General features: G+C 72.7%; 14 protein-coding genes and 1 tRNA gene. 12 read left to right on the top strand and 3 right to left on the bottom strand.

What is annotated here, in order from left to right; genetic code table 11:
- The first annotated feature begins 121 nt into the window (after window positions 1-121).
- Together ACH35V_RS10080 and ACH35V_RS10075 are read left to right on the top strand one after the other, a co-directional pair.
- Complete coding sequence (locus ACH35V_RS10080; protein WP_395971544.1) at window positions 122-1,441, top strand: MGH1-like glycoside hydrolase domain-containing protein; 1,320 nt, start codon at window positions 122-124, stop codon at window positions 1,439-1,441.
- Window positions 1,442-1,458: 17 nt separating this feature from the next.
- Window positions 1,459-1,947, top strand: coding sequence for a hypothetical protein (locus ACH35V_RS10075; protein ID WP_395971542.1), 489 nt, complete (start codon window positions 1,459-1,461; stop codon window positions 1,945-1,947).
- Here the strand turns inward: ACH35V_RS10075 and ACH35V_RS10070 are convergent.
- Window positions 1,944-2,219: a YtxH domain-containing protein gene (locus ACH35V_RS10070; protein ID WP_138646831.1), complete on the bottom strand. Its 276-nt coding sequence runs from the start codon at window positions 2,217-2,219 to the stop codon at window positions 1,944-1,946. The two genes, ACH35V_RS10075 and ACH35V_RS10070, sit on opposite strands and share 4 nt — an antisense overlap.
- 155 nt (window positions 2,220-2,374) lie before the next feature.
- On the opposite strand from ACH35V_RS10070, the gene ACH35V_RS10065 reads away from it, so the two are divergent.
- From ACH35V_RS10065 to ACH35V_RS10050, 4 genes are all read left to right on the top strand, one after another.
- A tRNA-Asn gene (locus tag ACH35V_RS10065) sits at window positions 2,375-2,447 on the top strand.
- Between the two features lie 469 nt (window positions 2,448-2,916).
- Window positions 2,917-4,881 carry a WD40 repeat domain-containing serine/threonine protein kinase gene (locus ACH35V_RS10060; protein ID WP_395971540.1) on the top strand — a complete coding sequence of 655 codons (1,965 nt, stop codon included), beginning with the start codon at window positions 2,917-2,919 and terminating at the stop codon, window positions 4,879-4,881.
- Window positions 4,882-4,964: 83 nt separating this feature from the next.
- On the top strand, window positions 4,965-5,795 hold the full coding sequence (locus ACH35V_RS10055; protein WP_395971538.1) for a hypothetical protein: 831 nt from the start codon (window positions 4,965-4,967) through the stop codon (window positions 5,793-5,795).
- A gap of 169 nt (window positions 5,796-5,964) precedes the next feature.
- The gene (locus ACH35V_RS10050) at window positions 5,965-6,855 is read left to right on the top strand and encodes a BTAD domain-containing putative transcriptional regulator (protein WP_395971536.1); all 891 of its coding nucleotides are present in this window, start codon (window positions 5,965-5,967) and stop codon (window positions 6,853-6,855) included.
- Between the two features lie 74 nt (window positions 6,856-6,929).
- Here the strand turns inward: ACH35V_RS10050 and ACH35V_RS10045 are convergent, their stop codons facing one another.
- Together ACH35V_RS10045 and ACH35V_RS10040 are read right to left on the bottom strand one after the other, a co-directional pair.
- Window positions 6,930-7,331 carry a peptidase inhibitor family I36 protein gene (locus ACH35V_RS10045; protein ID WP_395971534.1) on the bottom strand — a complete coding sequence of 134 codons (402 nt, stop codon included), beginning with the start codon at window positions 7,329-7,331 and terminating at the stop codon, window positions 6,930-6,932.
- Between the two features lie 8 nt (window positions 7,332-7,339).
- Window positions 7,340-7,738, bottom strand: a complete 399-nt coding sequence (locus tag ACH35V_RS10040) for a peptidase inhibitor family I36 protein (protein WP_395971532.1) — start codon at window positions 7,736-7,738, stop codon at window positions 7,340-7,342.
- Window positions 7,739-7,951: 213 nt separating this feature from the next.
- Between ACH35V_RS10040 and ACH35V_RS10035 the strand changes: the two genes are divergently transcribed.
- Genes ACH35V_RS10035 through mnhG form a run of 6 tightly spaced genes read left to right on the top strand, consistent with a single transcriptional unit; the run spans window position 7,952 to window position 14,063 of the window.
- Window positions 7,952-10,852 carry a Na+/H+ antiporter subunit A gene (locus tag ACH35V_RS10035; protein WP_395971530.1) on the top strand — a complete coding sequence of 967 codons (2,901 nt, stop codon included), beginning with the start codon at window positions 7,952-7,954 and terminating at the stop codon, window positions 10,850-10,852.
- Window positions 10,849-11,394 (top strand): Na(+)/H(+) antiporter subunit C, encoded by a 546-nt coding sequence (locus ACH35V_RS10030; protein ID WP_395971528.1) that lies wholly within the window; start codon window positions 10,849-10,851, stop codon window positions 11,392-11,394. Before ACH35V_RS10035 ends, ACH35V_RS10030 begins: the two co-directional genes overlap by 4 nt.
- Complete coding sequence (locus tag ACH35V_RS10025; RefSeq protein WP_395971526.1) at window positions 11,391-12,911, top strand: Na+/H+ antiporter subunit D; 1,521 nt, start codon at window positions 11,391-11,393, stop codon at window positions 12,909-12,911. The genes ACH35V_RS10030 and ACH35V_RS10025 overlap by 4 nt, the downstream gene beginning before the upstream one ends.
- On the top strand, window positions 12,908-13,450 hold the full coding sequence (locus ACH35V_RS10020; protein ID WP_395971524.1) for a Na+/H+ antiporter subunit E: 543 nt from the start codon (window positions 12,908-12,910) through the stop codon (window positions 13,448-13,450). The genes ACH35V_RS10025 and ACH35V_RS10020 overlap by 4 nt, the downstream gene beginning before the upstream one ends.
- Window positions 13,447-13,728 carry a monovalent cation/H+ antiporter complex subunit F gene (locus tag ACH35V_RS10015; protein WP_395971522.1) on the top strand — a complete coding sequence of 94 codons (282 nt, stop codon included), beginning with the start codon at window positions 13,447-13,449 and terminating at the stop codon, window positions 13,726-13,728. The genes ACH35V_RS10020 and ACH35V_RS10015 overlap by 4 nt, the downstream gene beginning before the upstream one ends.
- The gene (gene mnhG / locus ACH35V_RS10010; RefSeq protein ID WP_395971520.1) at window positions 13,725-14,063 is read left to right on the top strand and encodes a monovalent cation/H(+) antiporter subunit G; all 339 of its coding nucleotides are present in this window, start codon (window positions 13,725-13,727) and stop codon (window positions 14,061-14,063) included. The genes ACH35V_RS10015 and mnhG overlap by 4 nt, the downstream gene beginning before the upstream one ends.

Here is a 14,063-nt window from a genome sequence, read left to right as displayed (position 1 = left end):
ACGGTCAAGGCACCCGGACCGTTGACAAGCGACGTCCCCCAAAGGGTCGCAGCGGCGGCGTTCTGAGGTGACAATCACGGTGAGCCCTCACCTTTCGCCAGGAGGAGGTCACCCTGATCAGATGAGCACCCGTCTGACCGGCGACGAGACCGCGCTGTGGAAGGCCGCGGCCAGGGTGCTCGACGCGAACTGGACCGGGACGGCCACCGCCGCGTCCCCAGGCCTCTACCCGCACCAATGGAGCTGGGACTCGGCGTTCATCAGCATGGGTCTCGCCCGCCACCGCCGCGACCGCGCCGAAGCCGAACTGCTCTCCCTGTTCCGCGGCCAATGGGCCGACGGGATGCTCCCGCACATCGTGTTCAACACCAGCCTGGCCCGCCACGCGTTCTTCCCGGGCCCCGAGCTGTGGCGCAGCGAACGGCAGCCGTCCGCGCCGCGCGGCGTCCACACGTCCGGCCTCACCCAACCGCCGCTGCACGCCCTCGCCGCGCTCCGCCTGCACGAGTGCGCCACCGACGGGGAGAGCAGCCGGGCCTTCCTCGCCCGCCTCTACCCGCTGCTCACCGCCCAGCACCGCTACCTCGCCTGCGCCCGCGACCTGGGCGGGACCGGCCTCATCACGATCTGCCACCCGTGGGAGTCGGGCCTGGACAACAGCCCCGCCTGGGACCGCCCCCTCGGCGCCCTCCACCTCCCCCCGACCGCGTACGCGCCCGCGCAGCGCCCGCACACCCTGCCGACCGGCGAGGACTACGACCGGTACGTGTGGCTCGCCGCGCTCATGCGCGAAGCGGGATACCGTCCCGGCTACCTCCGCGACGAGCACCCGTTCGCCGTCGAGGACCCGCTGGTCAACGCCGTCTACCTGGCGTCGGCCCACGCCCTCGCCGAGATCGCCGAGATCGTCGGCGCGGACCCCGTCCCGCACCGCGAATGCGCGCGGCGCGTCCACGACGCGGTCCTCGACCGGCTGTGGGACCCCGAGACCGGCTGCTTCCGCGCCCGCGACCTGCGCGACGACCGGCTGCTGCCCGTCATCACCGTCGGCGCGTTCGGCCCCCTCCTCGACCCGGACCTGCCCGCCCCGATCGTCCGCAACCTCGTCGACCTGCTGCTGTCGGCCCGCTTCGCCGGCGCCGCCGGATACCCCGTGCCCACCTGCGACATCCAGGCCCCCGCGTTCGACCGCGGCGGCTACTGGCGCGGCCCCACCTGGATCAGCACGAACTGGCTGGTCTGGTACGGCGCCCTCGGCCACGACCTGCCCGTCGTCGCCGATCTCCTCTACGGCTCCACGATGCGGCTCGTCCGCCAGTCCGGCTTCCGCGAGTTCTTCGACCCCTTCGACGGCACCGGACGCGGCAGCCACGACTACGCCTGGTCCGCCGCGCTCGTCCTCGACCTGCTCGGCGCCCGCCGCGCCCCACAGGCCGCCTGATCGCATACGGTGGCGGCATGCGCCTACTCCGGGGGCTGCCCGCCGAGCTCCGCGACGCCCTCACCCTCGAACGCGGCGAACGCGTCCTGTCCACCGCCCCCACCCGCGGCGGCTCCCACGTCGCCGCCACCACCACCGCCCTGCACCTCCCGACCCCGGAGGGCGGGTTCACGCGCGTCCCGTGGGAACGCGTCGACCACGCGACGTGGAAGGACGGATGGCTGCACGTCCAGGAAACGTCCCGCGCCGAGCACCACGTCCGCCTCACCGACCCCGGTTCGGTGCCGGAGATCGTCCGGGAGCGGGTCACCGCGACCATCGCCGTCAGCCACCAGGCCGTGCTGCCCGGCGGCGGCAAGGTGCGCATCGCCGGCCGGCGCCCGACCACGGGCGGCGACGTACGCTGGACGTTCGTGTTCGACGCGGGCCTCGACCCGTCCGACCCGGGCCTGCGCGCCGAGGCCGAACAGGTCCTCGAAGATCTGCGCCGCCAGACCGGCCTCTAGCCGGGATAGACCGGCGGCTGATCCTCCTCGGCCTTGTGCCGCCCCGGCACCTGCTGGGGCACCCGCTCCTTCATCTGCCCCGCCTTGCCGCGCGCCGCCCCGGCGAACTCCTCGCCCTTGGCCCGCAACTTGCCCGCGGCCTCCTGGACGTTCGGGTTCTCCTGCATCTGCTGCGACAGCCGCTTGATCTGCTCATACCGCTCGCGCCCGGCCTTCGTCCCCATGACGTAGCCGATCGCGGCGCCTGCCATGAACATCATGCGAGCTTTCATGTTTACTCCCACTGACGGCGGATTCGTCCCAACCCCATACCCGCCAACACGGCCTCCACCCGTGCCGGGCCGCGAATAACGGGTGCGCGAACAGCCCCGGACATGCGCTAACCTAGACCCGCCGCCAGGGGCCGACGCCCCGGCCACACGAACGATCCCGCGTAGCTCAATCGGCAGAGCAGCCGGCTGTTAACCGGCAGGTTATTGGTTCGAGTCCAATCGCGGGAGCCGAGGCGGGGTGGTGTGCTCAGCGAGCTTGGCTCGCTTTCGCCGTGGCCCGCAGTGTCTTTCCGGGGGGCGACCCCCGGACCCCCGATGTGGGGGCTCCGCCCCCACGCCCCCTCCCGGTTGCGGCTCGGGGTCGTCATCGGGCGCTCTTGTGGCTAGAGTCCTCTTTTTTCTGGGGTCGACCTCCTGGAAGCGCTCCGCTGCGTAGGTCGGCGCGTCCTGGTCGTGGGCGTGCCGGGTTCGTGGCATTGGTGCGGTGCTGAAAGCGTTTGCGGCTTTGAAAGCTTGTGGAGTCGGGTCTTGGTGCTTGTGGGGTGGGGTTGGTGTGTTGTTGCGGAATTGGTATCGGTTTCGGGTGGCCGTAATTGGGGTGGGTGGTGGCTTTGGGAATGGTGGGGTGGGTGGGTTTGCGGATGGGTTTGGGTGGTGGTGTGATTCTTCCGTTCGGTGGGCTGGGACGGAGGTCGGGATGGAATCCGGAGCGGTGCTCGGTGGGAGGTACCGGCTCACCAGGCGGGTCGGCCAGGGCGGCATGGGGGAGGTCTGGGCCGCCGACGACATGGAGCTGCGACGGGCGGTCGCGGTGAAGATCGTGGTGGCGGGGCAGGGGTCGTCCCTGCTGACCGACCGGTTGCGGCGGGAGGCGGAGAACGCGGCGCAATTGCAGCATCCCGGGATCACGGTGGTGCACGACATCGGGGTGCATGAAGGGCAGCCGTTCTTTGTGATGGAGCTGCTGAACGGGACCGACTTCGCTGCGATCCTTGCCCAGAATCGGCAGGGGCTGCCCATTGAGCGGGTGCTGGAGACCGGGGCCGCGGTCGCGGAGGCGCTGGGGTACGCGCACCGCAGGGGAGTGGTGCACCGGGATATCAAGCCCGCCAATCTGATGGAGTCGGCTGAGGGCGGAGTGAAGATCTGCGACTTCGGGATTTCGCGGTCCGCGGACGCCACCGGTCACCTCACCGCGATGGGCGGGATGATGGCCACTCCGGCCTTCACGGCGCCCGAGCAGTACGAGGGGCGGCCCGCCGACGCGCGGACCGATCTGTACGCGTTCGGGTGCACGCTCTATGCGCTGCTGGTCGGCGAGCCGCCGTTCAGCGGGGACACGATGCCCGCGCTGATGCACCAGCATCTGACCGTCAATCCGGTGCCGCCGTCGCAGCGTAGGGGTGGGGTGCCTGCGGAGTTGGAGTGGATTGTTCTCGGGCTGCTGGCCAAGAATCCCGCTGAGCGGCTGTCGTCCGCGGAGGAAGTGGGGCGGCGGCTTCGCGCTCTGGCCGTGGCGGTGCCCCAGTACGCTCCGCCTCCGCCGCAGGTTCCGGGGCCGCAGTACGGTCAGCCTGTCCCGGTCGCGCATGGAGCGCCGCCGCCGATGAGCGGCCCTCCCGCCTCCGGTTATGCGCCGGGCATGAGCGCCGGGCAGCCACCTCCGCCGCAGCAGGCGCCGCGCGGGACGGGACGTCGGGCGTTCCTCATCGGAGGGCTCGTCCTCATCGGCGGGGCCGCTGCCGCGGGCGGCGTCCATCTGACGACGGACGTCTTCCGCCGGTCGCCCGACAGGACGCTGTCCGGTCATACCGATCAGGTGAACTCGGTCGCGTTCAGTCCGGACGGCAAGACGCTGGCGTCCGGCGGCAAGGACGGGACCGTGCGGCTGTGGGACGTGGCCGCCGAACGTCCTGTCGCCGTCCTCGACGACCATCCCGACCAGGTCGAGGCGGTGGCGTACAGCCCGGACGGCAAGCTCCTCGCCGCCGCAGGCATGGGGAGCACGGTGCAACTCTGGGACACCGCGACCAGGCGCGGCGCCGGTGCGCTCAAGCGCGACGCCTTTCAGATCCTGTCGCTGGCGTTCAGCCCGGACGGCCGGATCCTCGCCGCCGGGGGCGAGGTCAACGCCACCGTGGAACTGTGGAACATGGCCACCCGGCGTGTGATCGGCAGCGTGGGGAACGCGTCCTACGGCGCCGAATCGATCGCGTTCAGTCCGGACGGCAGGATCCTCGCGACCGCCGGGAGCGGGGCCCCTCTGGTGCTGTTCGACGTCACGTCCCGGCGCCGCATCACCGAGCTGGAGGGTCACGACGACGGCAACTTCGCGGTCGCTTTCAGCTCGGACGGCAAGACCCTCGCCACCGGCGGCGGCGACCACAAGGTGCGGTTGTGGAGCGTGGCCGCCAGGCGGATGACCAGCGAGTACAAGAAGTCCGCCAACTGGGTCAAGGCGGTCGCCTACAGCGCCGACGGGAAGCACCTCGCGGCGGGCGACGCCGACGGGTCGACCTGGGTGTGGGACCTGGCCACCAACGAGGCCACCGAGTTCAAGGTCCGGGTGATGGGCGTCGAGGCGGTCGCGTTCAGCCCGGACGGCAGGACGCTGGCCACCGGTCATGTCGACAACAAGATCCGTCTGTGGCAGGTTTCCTGATCTAGCGGGCAGGCCGCGCTGGTGCGGCGCCGTGAACCGGTGTGGTAGCCGGGTGCGCCCGAGTTTGATCCCAGGAGTGTGCGTTGCCCGCTGTGCCCGTCCCCTCGCCGCCGCCTGCTCCCGAAGAAGCCGCCACCTGGACGGACTTCACCGGCAGGCTCCGCGCGCTGCACGAATGGTGTGGACGTCCGAAATACCGGGCGTTGTGCATGCGCTGTCCCGGCCTGTCACCCGCCACGGTCTCCACTCTCATCGGCAAGAATCCGCTCACCACGCCTCCGGAGACGGCGACGGCCCGCTTCGTCGAGGCCTGTCTCCGCTATCGCGACTGGCCTGACGACCGGATCGAGACCGAGGTCGTTCGCTGGACTGCTCACCGGGCTCTTCTCGCCACCGGTGACGGGGGTGCCGTGGTTACACGCGCCGAAGCTTCCAGCGTGACGGCCGTCGATGGGACGGGCCGTGAGGGAGCCGGGCGGGGTGGACGGTGGCGTGGGGTTGTCGCGGCGATCGTGCTGGCCGGCGCGGCGGCAGGGGTGGCGGCGTTCGTGGTCGGGCGTGGTGATGGGGGCGGCGCGGACGGAGGGCAGTGTCATTTCCTGCGGGGGACGATTGAGGATCTGCGGCGCAAGCAGACGTGGCCGCACATGTTCCAGTGTCCGAACCGTCCGGGGGTGGGCGTGTACGTGGAGCCTGGGTTCGGGGTCAAGGTGGCGGTGCTGGAGACGGATCCGAGCTGGTTCATCTGCTGGACGCGCGGTGAGCCCCATTCCGGCGGCAACGACGTCTGGTACTACACGCAGGGTGATCGGGTGACGGCGATGCCGGGGCTGTACGGCTGGGGCTATGTGCCCGCGTCCGATCTGACGGGCGACCGCGCGCCCGATCCGGCCGTCACCCGGCGGTGTCGCTGACCTGCGGGTTCGCCGTTCTGAACAATTCAGGACGGTTCTTCGCCGCCGCCATGAACCTCATGGGGCGGCTCGTTGTCTACCCTACTGGGGGTAACCCCGCACGCCGGGTTCACGGCGTACACCCCGCGATCGTCCACGCAATGCCGTCTTGGAGAGGGTGACGCGACGGGTGAACGACCGCGTGAATTTTCGGCTCCTGGGGCCGCTGCGCGCCGGGGTGCGCGGGCAGCAGATCGACCTCGGCGGCGACCGGGCGCGGCTGGTGCTGGCCGCGCTGCTCCTCGAACCGGACCGGCCGGTGCCGGTGGAGCGGCTGGTGGACGGCGTGTGGCCGGACGGCCCGCCGGGGTCCGCGCGAACCCAGGTCGCCATCGTCGTGTCGGGGTTACGGCGCGCGTTCTGCCGCGCGGGCGGCGACCGGCAGGTGATCGAGACCGTCCGGCCCGGGTACCGCGTGTCCGGCGAAGCCGTCACGATCGACGCGCTCGACGCCGAGAGGCATATCGCCGCGGCGCGGCGGGACGCGGCGGCGGGGCGTCTGACCTCGGCCGCCGGACGGTTCCGTGCCGCGCTGGCGCTCTGGGACGGGCCCGTGCTCGCCGGGCTCGGCGGTCCGCTCGTCGAGGCGGGCGCGGTTCGGTGGGGGGAGCTGCGGCTGGCGGCGATCGAGGAGGCCGTGCAGGTGGAGCTGGCGCTCGGCCGGCACCGGGAGGTGGTGGGCCAGTTGCTGGGCCCGGTGGGCGAGCATCCGTACCGTGAACGGCTGCGGGCGCTGCTGATGCTGGCGCTGGCGCGGGCGGGACGGCAGAGCGAGGCGCTCGACGTCTACCACGAGGGGCGCCGCAGGCTGGACGAGGAACTGGGCCTGGAGCCTGGGCGCGAACTGCGGGACCTCCACGCCGCCATCCTGCGGGACGATCCGTCCACGCATCCGGGGGCGCCGGCCGTCACGTCCGTCCATCCGGGGATGCCCGGCCCGCAGCCTTGCGCCGTGGCGCGCGATCGTGCGCTGCGTTGGCGTCGGACGGCGGGGCCGGAACGCCCCTTGCGCTGCTGCTGACAAGGGGCTGCCGCTGACAAGGGAAGGCCGCCGAGGGCGTGGCGCTCGGCGGCCTTCCGGGGGTGGGGAGGGCGTCAGTTCACCCAGCGGTGGGAGCGCATGAGCTGGCCCTCCCAGAAGTTCTCCTTCTTACCGGCGGGGACCGTGCCCCAGTGGCTCTCGTAGTTGGCGAACGAGTAGACCTTGACCCTGCTGTAGGAGCCGGTGTAGCCGTTGTTCCACATCGAGCCGACGAGGAACCTCGGGCTGCACCGGACGCTGCCGCCCTGCCAGTCGGGGTCGTCGCCGTCCCAGGCGCACTTGATGCCCGTGCCGTTCTTGCCGCTCCAGACGCAGAAGTCGCCCTTGGCGCAGGAGCCCTGCCACGCGGCGGCGGCCCCCGCCCCGGCGGTCTCGGCCTGCGCGGCGGCGGGTGCCAGGACGGTGGCGAGGCCGGCTGCGGCCAGGCCCGTCACGGCGATCCGGATCTTCTTCATGTCCCCTCCTACTTCGACCAGTGGTGCGAGCGGATGGACAGGTTGCCCGCGTTGACCGGCTTGGACGTGACGGGCAGCGGGTCGGAGATCTGGCTGCCGTAGTTCGCGTACCGGTAGAAGCTGACCTTGTTGTAGGGGGTGCTGGTGTAGCCGTTGTTCCAGACGCTGTTGACCTTGAAGCCGTACGGCCTGCAGCGGACGGTGCCGCCCTGCCAGTCGGGGTCGTCGCCGTCCCAGTTGCAGCGGGTGCCGGTGGCGTTCTTGCCGCTCCACACGCACACGTCGCCCTTGGGGCAGGTGCCCGCGGTGGCGGTGGTCGTGGCGGCCAGGGCGGCGGACGGCGCGGCGGCGATGACGGCCCCCGCCGCCACTGCACCGGCCAGCAGCCCGATTCGGATCCTGCTCATGTTCTCCCCGTTTCGTGTCCCCGCCGTCAGGTCTGACGGGGATGGACGCCGCTGACGCTACGGGCGTCCGTTATCGAACGCTTATCGTCCGCGCGGGGACGTCCGCGCGCGGGCGGGCGGGTCGTCCGCTCGGGCCGGGGCGGGGCGCCGTTTCGGGGGCGCTGGCCGGGTAGATCGTCTGCGACGTGCCTGGCGGAGGGGGGCTGCGGCGGCGTGGTGGTGCTGGTTGTGGCGTATGCCGTCGCGGCGGTCGCCGTTCCGTGGGCGCTCGGGCGGCACGGGCGGGTGATGGCGTGCGCGGCGGCGGTGCTTCCGGCGGTGACGGCCGGGTGGGCGGTGGCGCGGGCGGGCGACGACGTCACCGCGAGCATCGGGTGGGCGTCCGATCTGGGGCTGGCGATCGACCTGCGGCTGGACGCGCTGTCCGCCGTCATGCTGGTGCTGGTCGGCGGGGTCGGGGCCGTGGTGCTCTGCTACTCGGGCTGGTACTTCGGGCGGGCCGAGCGGCTGCTGACCGGGACGCTCGTGGCGTTCGCGGGAGCGATGACGGGGCTCGTGCTGGCCGACAACCTGCTCGTCCTGTACGTGTTCTGGGAGCTGACCACCGTCAGCTCGTTCATCCTCATCGGCGCCGCCCGGCCCGACCGGGCGGAGGACAGGCGGGCCGCCACCGAGGCGCTGCTCATGACCACGGCGTTCGGGCTGGTGATGCTGGCCGGGTTCGTGCTGATCGGCCAGGCCGCGGGGACGTACCGGATCTCGGCGCTGCTCGCCGATCCGCCGGGCGGGGCCGGGGCGGAGGCGGGCGTGGTGCTCGTCCTGCTGGGCGCGTTCGCGAAGTCGGCGCAGGTGCCGCTGCACGCGTGGTTGCCGGCGGCGATGGTCGCGCCGACGCCGGTGAGCGCCTACCTGCACGCCGCCGCGATGGTGAAGGCGGGCGTCTACCTGGTGGCGCGGCTGGCGCCCGCGTTCGCGGAGACGGGCGCGTGGCGGCCCATGGTCGTCGTGGCCGGGCTGGTGAGCATGATCGTCGGCGGGCTGGTCGCGCTGCGGCAGGACGACCTGAAACGGCTCCTCGCCTACGGGACGGTGAGCCAGCTCGGCCTGCTCATGGTCCTTCTCGGGGACGGGACGCCGACGGCGGCGCTGGCCGGCACGGCCCTGCTGCTCGCCCACGGCGTGTTCAAGGCGCCGCTGTTCCTGGCGGTCGGCGCGCTGGAGCACGAGACGGGGACGCGCCGGGCCGACTGCCTCTCCGGCGCGGGGCGGCGACTGCCGGTGCTCGCGGTCGCGGGGGCGGGGGCCATCGCGTCCATGATCGGGCTGCCGCCGTTCCTGGGGTTCGTGGCGAAGGAGGCGGCGCTCAAGGCGTTCGCGCATGGGGGGCTGGACGCCGCCGTCCTCGCGGGTGTGGTGGCGGGGTCGGCGCTGACCGTGGCGTATGGCGTGCGCTTCCTGCATGGTGCTTTCGGTGGTGCGTCGGACGAGGGGCGGCACAAGGAGTCGTGGGGGCTCGTCGGGCCGGTCGTGGTGCTGGCGGCGGCGGGGTTTGCCGTGGGTGTGGTTCCGGGGCCGGTGCAGGAGCTGGTCGAGCCTTATGCGGCCACGCTGGGGCCGGGGTCGGATTATGAGCTGGCGTTGTGGCATGGGTTGGGGGTGCCGCTCGGATTGTCCGTGCTCGCGATCGGGGCGGGCGTCGGGGTGTACTTCGCGTTCGGGCGGTCGTTCCCGGCTCGGCCCGTCCGGTGGCGGGTGCCGGATGCGCAGCGGGCGTACGACGCCGTGGTCGAGACCGTGCTCAATGGCGCGCACGCGGTGACGCGGCGCGTGCAGATCGGGTCGCTGCCGGTGTATCTCGGGGTGATCGCGGTGATGGTGCTGGTCCTGCCGGGGACGGCGCTGGCGGCCGGGCTGATCGGCGGGCGCGGGCCGTCCGAGCCGCTGGACACGCTGCGGGCCTGGGACGATCCCGTGCAGCCCGTCCTGTCCGTGGTGGTGGCCGGGTGCGCGCTCGCGGCGGTGCGGGCGCGCAGGAGGCTGTCGGCGGCGCTGCTGCTCGCCGGCGTCGGCTACGGGACCGGCGGGCTCTTCGTCATGCAGGGCGCCCCGGACCTCGCCCTCACCCTGCTGGTCGTGGAGACCCTGTCGCTGATCATGCTGGTGCTGGTGCTGCGGCGGCTGCCGGAGCGGTTCCCGCCGCGCCGCCGCACGGCGCCCGGCCGGGTCGCCACCGGCGCGATCAGCCTCGGGCTCGGCGGGTTCGTCGCGGTGTTCCTCGTGGTGGCGTCGCTGAGCCGCGGCTCCGATCCGGTCGGCCCGCGGTACGCCGGGCCCGCCGAGGAGGAGGGTGCGAAGAACATCGTGAACCTGATCCTGGTCGAGCTGCGGGCCCTCGACACGCTCGGCGAGATCGTGGTGCTGGCCGTCACGGCGATGGGCGTGGCGGGGCTGGTGATGGGGCGTCCCGGGGGATGGCGGCGGTTCCGTCCGCCCGCCGAGGACGGCGCGGAGAGCGCGGAGGGCGCGGAGACCGGCGGAGTGTCGCGGACGCGCTGGCTCGCCACGCCCGGACGTCCCCCGCTGGGCGGCTCCTCGGTCGTGCTGGAGGCGGCGGCGCGGCTGCTCGGCCCGACGATCCTGGTGTTCTCGATCTACCTGCTGATCGCGGGGCACGGGCATCCCGGCGGCGGGTTCGTGGGCGGGCTCGTGGCGGGCATGGCGTTCGTCCTGCGGTACCTGCCGGGTGGACGGCGGGAGCTGGCGACCGCGCTGCCCCTGCGTCCCAGCGTGCTGCTCGGCGGCGGGCTCGGGCTGGCGGTCGCCACGGGCGCGGCGGGCTGGACGTCCGGCGGGGAGTTCCTGCGCGGCGAGATCCTGCACGCGTCCGCGCCCGTGATCGGGGACATCGACGTGCCGACCAGCCTGTTCTTCGACGCCGGCGTTTACCTGCTGGTGCTCGGCCTGGTGCTGACGATCCTCACCACCCTCGGCGCGAGCCTGGAGGACGAAGACGAGGAGAACGCCGGGGACCTGGACGAAGCCCGGCACTCGGACGAGGCCCGGCACTCGGACGAAGCCGGGAGCCTGGGAGAAGGCGCCGGGGGGCGGACGTGACCGGGCCCGCGCTCGTCCTCGTCGTGCTCGTCGCGGTGCTGTTCGCGGCCGGTTTCGACCTGCTGATGCAGCGGTCGCTCATCCGGGTCGTGGTCGGCTTCATGCTGCTCGGGCACGGCGCCAACCTCGTCCTGCTGCTGGCGGGCGGCGCCGCGGGCACGCCGCCGATCCTCGGGGAGGGCGTGGGACCGTCCGCGGACCCGCTGCCGCAGGCGATGGCGCTGACCGCGATCGTGATCACGTTCGGGGTCACCGCGTTCCTGCTGGCGCTCGCCTACCGGAGCCGGCTGCTCCTCGGCGAGGACGAGGTCATGGACGACGTCGAGGACCGCCGGATCTGCGCCGAACGCCGCCGCCGGCGCGAGGACGACCTGCGAGCGGAGGAGTCCGACCCGCTGGAGGAGGACCCGCGGGAGAGGGAGGATCCGCGGGAACGGGAGGACCCGCCGGAAAGGGAGGACCCGCCGGAAAGGGAGGACCTGCGGGAAGGGGAGGACCCGCCGGACGACGGCTTGCGGGGTCAGGGCGGGGGCGAGGCATGAACGTGCTCGTCCCGCTGCCGTTCGCGCTGCCGCTGCTGGGGGCCGCGCTGGCGATGATCAGCCGGCGGCGGGAGGCGTGGCTGCGGGTGCTCGCGCCGCTGGTCGGCGCGGGCGTGGTGGCGGCCGCCGGCGGGCTGGTGGCGGCCGTCGCGCGGGACGGGGTGATCGCCGTCCAGATGGGCGGGTGGGCCGCGCCGCTCGGCATCACGCTGGTCGCGGACCGGCTGTCGGCGCTGCTGCTGGTCGTGTCCGCCGCCGTCCTGCTGGCGATCATGCTGCACGCGGTGGGGGAGGGCGCCGGCGGGCTCGGACGGCACGAACCCGGCGTGTTCTACCCCGCCTACCTCGCGCTGACCGCCGGCGTCTGCCTGCTTTTCCTCGCCGGGGACCTGTTCAACCTGTTCGTCGCGTTCGAGGTCATGCTCGCGTCCAGCTACGTCCTGATGACGCTCACCCCGACGGCGGAGCGGATGCGGGCCGGGATGACGTACACGGTGGTCAGCCTCACGTCCTCGATCCTGTTCCTCACCGCGCTCGGCCTGACCTACGCCGCCGCCGGGACGGTGAACCTCGCCGACCTGTCGGCGCGCGTGGCCGACCTGCCCGCCGGGACCCGCTCGGCGCTCGGGATGCTGTTCCTCGTCGTGTTCGGCATCAAGGGCGCGATCGTGCCGATGCACCTGTGGCTGCCCGACAGTTACCCGGCCGCGCTCACCAAGGTCACGGCCGTGTTCGCGGCGCTGCTGACGAAGGCCGCGATCTACGCGCTGATCCGCGTCCAGACGCTGCTGTTCCCCCGCGAGAACGGGTCGTGGATCATGCTGGCGCTGGCGGCCGGGACGATGCTGATCGGCACGCTCGGCGCGCTGACGCACGACGACGTCCACCGGGTGTTCTCGTTCACGCTCGTCGGGCACATCGGGTACATGCTGTTCGGGCTCGGGCTGTTCAGCGTGGCCGGGCTCACCGGGGCGATCCTGTATCTCGTCCACCACATCGTGGTGCAGGCGACGTTGTTCCTGGTCAGCGATCTGATGCAGGGCCGTGCCGGGGAGACGTCGCTGCACCGGCTCGGCGGGCTGGCGCGGCTGTCGTCCTTCATCGCCGTGCTCTTCTTCGTCCCGGCGATGAGCGTGAGCGGGGTGCCGCCGTCGTCCGGGTTCGTCGCCAAGCTGGCGCTGTTCCAGGCGGGGCTCGGCGCCGGACGTCCCCTCGCCTATGCCGTGACCGGCGTGGCAGTGCTGGCGAGCCTCCTGACCCTGATCGCGATGTCGCGGATCTGGACGCTCGGGTTCTGGCGTCCCCGTCCCGAGGGCGCCGCCGTGCCGCCGGCCGAGGAGGCCTACACGGAGGGCGGCGTGCGGATGATGCAGTCCGTGACGGCCGTGATGGTCGTGGCCGGTCTCCTCATCGCGGTGTTCGCGGGGCCGTTGTCGTCGTGGAGCCGCCGCGCCGCGATCGACCTCCTCGACCCGTCCGACTACCGGCGGGCCGTGCTGACCGGGGAGGCCCGGTGAGCCGCCTCCTCCGAAGCGCCGGGGCCCGGCTGGGCATGGGGGTGTGGCTGCTCGCGGTGTGGGTGCTGCTCTGGGGACGGATCGACGCCGCGACCGTGATCGGCGGCCTGGTCGTCGTCCTCATCGCCTACGCGGTGAGCAGGCTCCCCACGGTGCCGCTGGTCACGCGGGTGCGGCCGGTGCCCTTCGCCAAGGCCGCCCTGGAGTTCGTTTGGGACCTGCTCGTGTCGAGCCTGGTCATCGCCTGGCACGCGCTGCGCGCGCCCGGCCGGATCCAGGGGGCGATCATCGAGGTCGGCGCCCAGTCGCGCTCCGAGCTCGTCCTTCTGGCGGTCACCACCAGCGTGTCCCTCCGTCCCGGCACGCTGCTGGTCGGGCTCGACTGGCAGCGCTCGCTGCTGCGCATCCACGGCATGCCCGTCCGCGGCCCCGAGGAGGCGGACGCCGCGCGGGACGGCGTGCTCCGCACGGAGCGGCGCCTGATGCGGGCCCTCGTGACCCCGGCGGACGACATTCAGCCAACGGAGGAGGAGCGATGAACGCCGTCTACACCGTGACCATGGCGCTGCTGGGCGCCGCCGTCCTGATGACCGCCGTCCGGCTGATCCGCGGCCGGACGCCGTTCGACCGCATCATGGCGATGGACGTCCTGTCCGTGCTGCTGGTCAGCGGCATCGCCGTCCACGCCGCCGCCAGCGACGAGCCCGCCAACGCCACCATCCTCGTGGTGATCGCGCTGCTGGGCTTCGTCGGCTCGGTGACGGCGGCGCGGCTGGCGGCGGAACGGGCGGCGACCGGCGCGGAGGACCGCGCATGATCGTGGGCGACGTCGTCACGGCCGTGCTGCTGCCCGCGGGCGCGGCGTTCTCGGCGGTGGGCGCGCTCGGCGTCCTGCGGTTCCCCGACCTGCTGACCCGGCTGCACGCGGCGACGAAGCCGCAGACGATCGGGCTCCTGCTCATCCTCGCGGGCGTCGCGCCGCAGACCGGCTCCGTCGCGGACGCGACCCCGCTGCTGCTCGTCGCCGTCTTCCAGCTGATCACCGCCCCGGTCGCCGCCCAGACCATCGGCGCCGCCGCCTACCGCGCCGGCGCCGTCGACCCAGCCGCCCTCACCCTCGACGAATCCTCGGATCCCGGCGACCGGGTCTGA

The sequence above is a fragment of the Actinomadura sp. 1N219 genome, assembly GCF_044326405.1.
GTDB lineage: Bacteria > Actinomycetota > Actinomycetes > Streptosporangiales > Streptosporangiaceae > Spirillospora.
The sequence above is the reverse complement of the archived record's forward strand: the minus strand, read 5'-3'. Positions and strand labels throughout refer to the sequence as shown.

Excerpts from the sequence above, each read along its gene's own strand:
- ACH35V_RS10015 (WP_395971522.1), top strand. The coding sequence starts at position 13,447 with ATGAACGCCGTCTACACCGTGACCATGGCGCTGCTGGGCGCCGCCGTC.
- mnhG (WP_395971520.1), top strand. The coding sequence starts at position 13,725 with ATGATCGTGGGCGACGTCGTCACGGCCGTGCTGCTGCCCGCGGGCGCG.
- ACH35V_RS10060 (WP_395971540.1), top strand. The coding sequence starts at position 2,917 with ATGGAATCCGGAGCGGTGCTCGGTGGGAGGTACCGGCTCACCAGGCGG.
- ACH35V_RS10070 (WP_138646831.1), bottom strand. The coding sequence starts at position 2,219 with ATGAAAGCTCGCATGATGTTCATGGCAGGCGCCGCGATCGGCTACGTC.
- ACH35V_RS10045 (WP_395971534.1), bottom strand. The coding sequence starts at position 7,331 with ATGAAGAAGATCCGGATCGCCGTGACGGGCCTGGCCGCAGCCGGCCTC.
- ACH35V_RS10075 (WP_395971542.1), top strand. The coding sequence starts at position 1,459 with ATGCGCCTACTCCGGGGGCTGCCCGCCGAGCTCCGCGACGCCCTCACC.
- ACH35V_RS10040 (WP_395971532.1), bottom strand. The coding sequence starts at position 7,738 with ATGAGCAGGATCCGAATCGGGCTGCTGGCCGGTGCAGTGGCGGCGGGG.
- ACH35V_RS10025 (WP_395971526.1), top strand. The coding sequence starts at position 11,391 with ATGAACGTGCTCGTCCCGCTGCCGTTCGCGCTGCCGCTGCTGGGGGCC.
- ACH35V_RS10080 (WP_395971544.1), top strand. The coding sequence starts at position 122 with ATGAGCACCCGTCTGACCGGCGACGAGACCGCGCTGTGGAAGGCCGCG.